The organism is Flavobacterium sp. (genome assembly GCF_035760125.1).
GTDB lineage: Bacteria > Bacteroidota > Bacteroidia > Flavobacteriales > Flavobacteriaceae > Flavobacterium.
This window is the reverse complement of sequence record NZ_DASTTN010000203.1, coordinates 1-8,216: the sequence shown is the minus strand read 5'-3', so window position 1 is coordinate 8,216 and position 8,216 is coordinate 1. Positions and strand designations below refer to the sequence as shown.

Sequence of the window (8,216 nt, the reverse complement as noted above, 5' to 3'; positions counted from 1 at the left end):
GTACGGATTATGCTATCATTTTGGTGCAAAATAAAACAAAGAATTCTTTGAAAATATATAGATTTATTTACAATTGATGAATTTGAACTGATAAATGAGATTAGTCTATTGTTTCCTGTGGATACTAGAAATAAAGATGAAAGTTTTTCAAAAAATAACAATCCATAGCTATCATAGGTATATTTCACTTATGAACATTAGCAATCAAGATCAAACTGTAAAATGAATACCTATATTCCAAAAGTTGAATTTAAAAAACCCTATGTTCGAATAATGAAAGAGTGTTACAAGTGACCCTGATGGCACAGAATTCGAACCTTTTATTGGAAGATTTAAAGAATTTAAGCGAAATCTAGATTCAAGAAATCCTTTTTGTTCCCTAGCGGGTAACCTTGAAAAATCTAATGACTTTTTGGAAGATTATTATAAAATTGTTAGTGAAAATGGTGAGCTTTAAAGCAAGTGAATTTTTAAATTCTACTTCTTTATCTGTTCCCATTATTATATAAGTTTTAATAGCTAGTTATAAAGAGTAGGCTTGTAATGTTTTTTTTGCCCATTTTCCCCAGTCTTTCAAAGCATCCAAAAGTATTTTGTTTAGTCCTTTATTGTCAGTAGGTTTACCTTTAATTGGTGGGGCTAAATCTTTGTCAGAAACTGGAATTTCTGTAACTTTTGTCGCAAACCATGTCATATTTTCATGTGGCAGGGCTAATCCCAAAATTGTTCCGGGTAATCCTGTAAAAGATTCAGGGCCACCAGCAAATGGAATTTGAATAGTGTAATAGGCAACAACATAAACAGAATCGAGAACTATAGCATTTGCTCTGCGGCATTCATAACCTGCAATTTCTCTTGTTTCATCGGTAATTTTCCAATCAATTTTGCGTAAACTGTCTTTAACTAAGTATAAATCGTCATAAACATTTTTTTGTGTAATACTGGTTTTTGTATCAAGATCTGTGGCGATAACATTTTTTAAATTAGCCATTGCATCGTCAGCAATCCAACTGCTGCTTGCTGATTGATTTGTTTGATCCCATTTGTATAAACTCTTGTTTTTTGAAAAACTGAGAATGCTTTTTGTAGTTTTAAATTGTGGATTGGTTTTTTTATAACTTTCAAAAGCAGCTTGATAATAACTATCAGTTTCTCCTTTTAGTTTTTTTGTAATCAAAGCATACATATTCGATTTTTTCTCAAATTCGATTACGCCATTTTGTACAAAGTGGTCATTTTGTGCAAAAGTATTACAGCTTGTTAATATAATTATTAAAATTAAGATGCGATTTATTATTGTTTTCATGGTTTTAGTTTTGTTTAATTTCTCCTCCGCCCATTTTGCTGAAATCCCAGCTTACAGAGAACATAAAGTATCTTTGGATAGTGGTATAAGTACTTTGATTGATATTTCCATTGAATGCAGAACGATTAAATCCTACATTTTGATTCAAAAGATCTCTTCCCGTAATAGAAACTCTTAAATTATCTGATTTTAAAATTTTTTTGGTGATAGATGCATTCCAAATAAAACGTTCAAAAGTTTCCTGAATCACTTGCGTTTTTCCATTATATTGATAATTACCATCTGTGCTGATTTCTAGTTTGAAAGGTAATTGTATACTGGTCCAGAAATCTCCATTAAAACCCCAACCATTACTATCACTATTTTCGTTGATGCTTGCACTAGCAACGTTGTAAGTAGGTCCGAAGCTAGTATTAAAATTATATTTTTTTTCTTTATTCTTTGATAAGTTTAAATTAAAAGAATAAATTGAATTTTTAGTTTGATTCAGTTTTGTATTGATGTAATTATAGTTTAAATTTTTATTGGCGCTTAAACCAATTCCTGCTGTCATGTCTATGGCTTTGATTGTTTTGCCAAAATTACTACTCAAATAATAACTTGTTGCAGCTTTGTTTTTTAGGTTTACAAATTGAGAAATACTTTCTCCCCTATCATTTGTAACCACATTACTTATTATTGGATTTAGCGTAAAATTATACGATCCATTAACCGAAAAATATTGATTGCTAAGTACTTTATACGAATAATAATTTCCTCTAAAATTATTTCTAAAAGAAGGATCTAAATTTGGATTACCCACAATCGTATTTAATTGGTTTTGATTATTTCCTATCGGTTGTATTTGTTCTAATGTTGGCTGATCGGTGTTTCCGTTATACGACAAACGCAGTGATTCTCTTTGTTTAAAATTATATTGATAGTTTATCTGAGGCATGTAGTTGACAAATTTTTGCTTAAAAGAACTATCTGTATAAACATCATATTGTTTAAAGTTTACACCACTAAATTTAGAACCAAAAGAAAAAACAGTTTTATTTTTTTTATAATTAAAAATCGCTCCAAGTTGGTTTATCGTTTGGTCTAATTCATAATTATTACTAAAGACTGAATCGAGAACATTATAATCGCCATTTGAAGATTGATTAAAAGATTTACGATCAGCTTTTCCATTACTAATGTTGAATCCATAATTAAGAATTACAGATAGACTTTTGGATAACGGTTCGGTATAAATTAAATTTGATTTAAAAGCTGTATTGCTAATATTATTGACTTTATTTTGATCGACTACTTTGGTGCTATCTGGACTAATTACGGATGTTGTAAAAAATTCAGCTCTAGAATTTAAATAACCATCACTTTTGCTATCTGTACTTGATTGGCTTAAATTAAGAGATAATGTTCGGCCCGTTTTTTTAAGTCTTTTGGTTAATAAAGTATTTATATTAAATATTTTATCATCAACATCATTTGTAGTTGTCTGTTTCGAATTATTCAATTGGTTACCTTGTTCGTCAGTACCTTTTCGCATTTCTGCATCACTTGAATTACTATTTTTAAATAATCCATCTACATTTAATTTTAAAGTTAAAGTAGTATCAATTTTAATTTCATAAGCTAGGTCAAGTTTATTTTTAGTCATGTTTTTCTCAAAAATCTTGTCTGAAGTATTATAAATACTTTTAGAACTTAAATTTTGCTGGTTAATATCATTGCGATTTCCTGAAAGTTTGATATCGCCAATTTTATAATTTACATTGATAGATTCTTTATCGTTGTTCCATTTATTGTCAAAATGTATTCCGCCAGTTTGAGCTACTGGAATTCCTTCACCATTAAATTGTCCATCCCAACTTTCAAATTCATCATTTCCATTGTTTGAAAAATTAATACCGCCGTCATCAGTTACTTGATAACTGCTTTGGCCATATTTATCTTTATCTCCCCATCCTAATCCTACTTGTCCTGTGTTGCCTAAAATGCCATAAGCTGCTAATTTTTTCTTATCCCAAAACTTATTAAACATGGCTTGACCTTTGTAAAAATTATCAGTTCCTCCTCCGAGTTCCACTTTCCCGAAATGACCATTTTTTTTGTCTTCTTTAAGTTTAACATTTAGAGTTTTGGTTTTCTGACCATCATCAATTCCTGTAAAAGCGGCTTGATCACTTTTTTTGTCGTACAATTGTACTTTATCAACCATGTCCGCACGTAAATTTTTTGTAACTAAAGTGGGATCATCACCAAAAAATTCTTCACCATCAACCAAAACTTTGGTTACAGTTTCGCCTTGAGCGGTAATTTTTCCATCCTTATCAATTTGTATTCCTGGGAATTGTTTTATCAAATCTTCCACTTTTGCATTAGGTTCTATTTTAAATGCTTTTGGATCAAATTCTAACGTATCTCCTTTGATTTTCATGGCGGCTCTGTTGCCTTTTATAATTATTTCGGATAGTAATCTTCCTTTATCAGCCAAATTAATTTTACCATAATCTTTGATTAACTTTGTGGAATCAACAGAAAATGGATCTACAAAATCAGCATATTTGGGATAAGAAACCAGTAAAATAAATTTACCGGCTTTAATATTATTCAACTCAAAATAACCATTTTCTTTGGCTCGGGTAAATTTTAGTAAAATTGAATCTTGTGCTCTTAACAAAGAGACTGATGCATTCGTTAAAGTAGAATTGTTTATGGTATCTGTTACATATCCTTTAACTGTGCCTGATATTTGTGCCTGTAAAGTATTTGATAAAAAAAGAAAGCAACATAATAATAGAATTGTTTGTCTCATTAATTGGTTGTGGTTTTTTGAAAAGAGGCATTATAGTTCGATTCTATTTTTTGAGAAATAGAAATAAAATACTCTTGTTGTGCAATTTGTTTTTTAAGTAAGCAAGATTGTAGATTCTAAAATAGAAATTGAAATAGCACCTTTTGATACAGGTTTGCTGAAGTATAGTGACTTGATTTTATGAAATTCATAATTTTTTTGCTAGGTTTTGGTCGTTAGCGGTGTAAATTTTAACGATTTTAATTAATGATTGTTACTATAATAGTTGAATATAAATATAGTTCAAAAATAAATAAAAATACTACAATATTAATAAAGGCTTTACTTTTATTGTCATGATTAATTATTTATATTTAGAATCATGTTTTTTTGCCAATATTTTCAATGTTAAGTTGATCTTAAATTCTTGAATGGAGGTTCATCTACGTTGATTACGATTTCGTCCTGATTATCTGCAGAGTGCTGCTGGAACTACTAATATTATAGTTGGCTATGTTCTTCCATTTAATCTAATAAAATTATATAGCATGATAATGGACATGCAAACAAAAAGTAGAGACTAAGGTAAGAAGTATATCTTTAATAAAAAAAATGATGATCCGTGATGGAGTTCGAACCGAAATTGTCCTCAAATACTGACTTTGTAAAATAGAAAAAATTTCGAAAGGATTTTCGAACCATAAAAAAAGCCTAAGGATCTATGTTCTCAGGCTTTTGCTTTTTTATAGTGACCCTCATGGTACAGAATTCGAACCTTTTAATGCAAGATTTGAAGTTATTAGCTAACTGTTTTGATTTAGAAACTATATTGTCTGTTTATGCTATAGCCGATATTGTAAAGCACAATAAAACAGTAGTCAAAAGAAGTATTTTATTTCTCACAATTTCAATTTAGGATGATTTCCTTCATTAATTCAACACCTAATAATTTATTACCAAACCACAACCTAGTTGCTTCCCATCATAAATAGGCATTAGTAATGTTGTGGTGTTTTTCTCTTTAGTGCCAAATATTTTTTTCTTGATATAAGGATTAACCCAATAAGCGATTTTTGTACTTAAAATACCTATTCCAGCACCCGCAGCAACATCTGTAAGCCAATGTCTGTCATTGTATATTCTAAAAAGCCCTGTTCCTGTGGCAACAACATAACCTGAAATCCCGTACCAAATAGATTTATCCTTGTATTCCTGCCATAAAAATTCGGCTCCAGCAAAAGCCGTGGCTGTATGTCCTGACGGAAAAGAATTATTACCAGAACCGTCTGGTCTTGGAACTTTCGTAATTGATTTAAGCCCTAAAACCGTGGTTGACATAATGATATAGGAAGTCGCCAATATTATTGAACGATCCTTCAAATTATTTTTCCCTTTTATCCCTGCTGCATTCAATACATAAACCGCAGCTGCAGGAGCATATTGAGAAAAATCATCAATAGTAATTTTCTCATCTATATGCTCATTTACTTCTTCTTTAATTTCAGCATTAAAATTTTTTATCTGATCGCTTTCGAGACCTATAAAACCATATCCAATTAATACAGCTGGAATAATAAGTTGTTTGTAATTAAATTTTAAGTTTCCCGGAGTATCTGTTTTCGAAACTGTATCTGTTTTTACTTCTTGTGCATTTATAGTTGCGATACTAAACAATGAAAATAGAATGATTTTTAACATTAGATTTTTTTATAATTATAGATTGATTCCAATTCCTTTATTTTTTTGGACATTAGACTAAGTCAAATGCTTAAAATGTTTTTCATTTTTATAAACTTGAGCTAACAAAGTTGGCAGAACGATCAACAGCAAAGGCATCGCAATAATAAATCCGCCAATTACCGCTATCGCTAATGGTTGGTGCAATTCTGATCCCGTACCAATACCAATTGCTAAAGGCAAAAGTGCGATTATGGCTCCTAAAGCCGTCATCAATTTGGGGCGCAATCGCGTTGAAATCGAATAAATTATAGATTCGTTCACATTTCGTGTCAATTTGAAAGTTTCCCTGAATTGAAGAAAGGTGAAAATCGCATTTTCGGCAATAATACCAACAATCATAATGATTCCTGTATAACTGCCGACATTTAAAGGTATTCCCGTTATAAAAAGCAAGATATAACTTCCTGCAATGCCTAAAACAGAAATTAAAAGGATCACCAGTGCCACCCTAAAATCTCTAAAAAGAAACAAAATAACACCGAAAACCAATAATGAAGAGGTAATCAAAATCATCAATAACTCTTTAAATGATTGTTGTTGGTCTTTGTAAGCACCAGCATATTCAATATAATAGCCCCTTGGCAAATGAATAGCACTAGAAACTTTAGCTTGAATTTCCTGCATTACGCTACCCAAATCTCGGTTGTCCAATCGACCGGTTACTACACCCATTGTCTGAAGATTTTCTCTCTTTATTTCTGCAACCCCTTTTTGAACTGAAATAGAAACTAAACTTGTAATTGGAATAGATTGTCCATTGGGTAAAAATATTTTGAGTTGTTTGATATCTTCCAGACTACGTTTTTTCCCATAGAAATAAATCATTCGGATTGGCGTTTGTTTTTCATTTTCCAACAAACTTCCAACCACATTACCTTCCAAAGCAGTTTGCATCTGAAATTGCAAATCCGTAGGTGTAATTCCATATTGTGCTAATTGCACATAATTGGGCAGAATAGTTATTTCAGGCCCAGCCAAAACGATACCGTTAAAAACATCGGCGGTTCCTTTTACATTTTCAACAATTGCAGAAACGCTTTTGGAAATTCTTTGCAATTCTGCTTGGTTGTCTCCATATATTTTCACTTCAATCGGAGAAACAGAACTCATCAAATCACCAAGCATATCCCCGATAACCTGACCGAAATCAATACGCAAAGCAGGTTGTGTCGCTTCTACTTTTGCCCGAATTTCGTCAATAACATCATTACTGGTTTTGTTCCTGTCTTTCTTTAATTGAATCAAATAATCCCCACTATTGGGTTCGGTGATAAAAAAACCCATTTGTGTTCCGGTTCTACGGCTATACGCTTCCACTTCCGGAACTTTTATGATAATTTTCTCCACTTCATTAAGCATTCTATCGGTTTCTTCAAGTGAAGTTCCCGGAGGGCTTTCATAATCCAAAATGATACTTCCTTCGTCCATTTCGGGTAAAAAACCGGTCTCTAAATTGGGTAAAATAATAAAAATGGAAAGTACCAAAACAATACAAAATGCAATACTGATAATGGGTTTTGAAATAAAATAAGCCACCCAATTTTGAGTTTTCACCTCGTGAATCTGGATTTCTTTTTGAATTCCATTTGCTGTGGCTTCATTCTTTGTGAGCAATAAATAAACCACTGGAAGCAATAGCCAGGTAACAAAAAAGGAACAGATCAAAGTGATAATCATCGTATCGGTCAGCACTTTAAAATAAGAACCTGCAACACCGCTCATTAATACAAAAGGAATAAAAATCACTATAGTGCTAATCGATGAACCTACCATTGCCGGGAATAAATAGCTAATTGCTTTTTGCAAAAGATTCACTGTGGGTTCTTCGGGATGTTCTTCGTGGGTTCTGTGAATTTGTTCAACAACAACAATTGCATCGTCAATTATCAATCCCAAAGCGGCAGCAATGGCTCCCAAAGTCATAATGTTGAAACTGTTTCCTGTGAGGTATAAAACAATTAAGGTCAAACCTAAAGTAACGGGAATAATAATCAGAATAGTGGCACTGGCCTTGGCTGATTTCAAAAACAAAACCGCAACTATTATAGCCAATAACAGCCCCAATAACAAACTATCGGTAACACTTTTGACGGCATCGTTTACAAAAGTTGCCTGTTCATAAAAAGGTTTGATTGTGATACCGTTTGGAAGGATCTTTTTTAAAGACGTTAACTTTGTATTCATATCGCTCGTAAGCGTAATCAAATTAGCATTAGGTTGTTTGATTACAGCAACCAAAATACTTTCTTTGCCATTCGCATTGACTTTTATATACTCTTTTGCCTCTTTGATTTCAACTGTCGAAATATCTTTTAATGTAATAATTCCTTTGCCGTTATTGAGAATTACAAGATTTTCCAACTCTTCTTTTTTATCGACTTGAGCATC

4 protein-coding genes are annotated in these 8,216 nt (G+C 31.8%); all 4 read right to left on the bottom strand.

Annotated elements, in window-relative coordinates; genetic code table 11:
• Positions 1-523: 523 nt before the first annotated feature.
• Positions 524-1,306 (bottom strand): GLPGLI family protein, encoded by a 783-nt coding sequence (locus VFS71_RS07625; RefSeq protein ID WP_326400330.1) that lies wholly within the window; start codon positions 1,304-1,306, stop codon positions 524-526.
• Between the two features lie 4 nt (positions 1,307-1,310).
• Positions 1,311-4,109 carry an outer membrane beta-barrel family protein gene (locus VFS71_RS07620; RefSeq protein ID WP_326400329.1) on the bottom strand — a complete coding sequence of 933 codons (2,799 nt, stop codon included), beginning with the start codon at positions 4,107-4,109 and terminating at the stop codon, positions 1,311-1,313.
• Between the two features lie 921 nt (positions 4,110-5,030).
• Entirely contained in the window at positions 5,031-5,786 is a 756-nt protein-coding gene (locus VFS71_RS07615) for a phosphatase PAP2 family protein (RefSeq protein ID WP_326400328.1), read from the bottom strand.
• A gap of 57 nt (positions 5,787-5,843) precedes the next feature.
• The coding region (locus VFS71_RS07610; RefSeq protein WP_326400327.1) for an efflux RND transporter permease subunit at positions 5,844-8,216 on the bottom strand (2,373 nt) is incomplete at its 5' end.

Bases quoted from the DNA above. Each gene is read 5' to 3' on its own strand.
- VFS71_RS07620 (WP_326400329.1), bottom strand. From the start codon at position 4,109: ATGAGACAAACAATTCTATTATTATGTTGCTTTCTTTTTTTATCAAAT.
- VFS71_RS07615 (WP_326400328.1), bottom strand. From the start codon at position 5,786: ATGTTAAAAATCATTCTATTTTCATTGTTTAGTATCGCAACTATAAAT.
- VFS71_RS07625 (WP_326400330.1), bottom strand. From the start codon at position 1,306: ATGAAAACAATAATAAATCGCATCTTAATTTTAATAATTATATTAACA.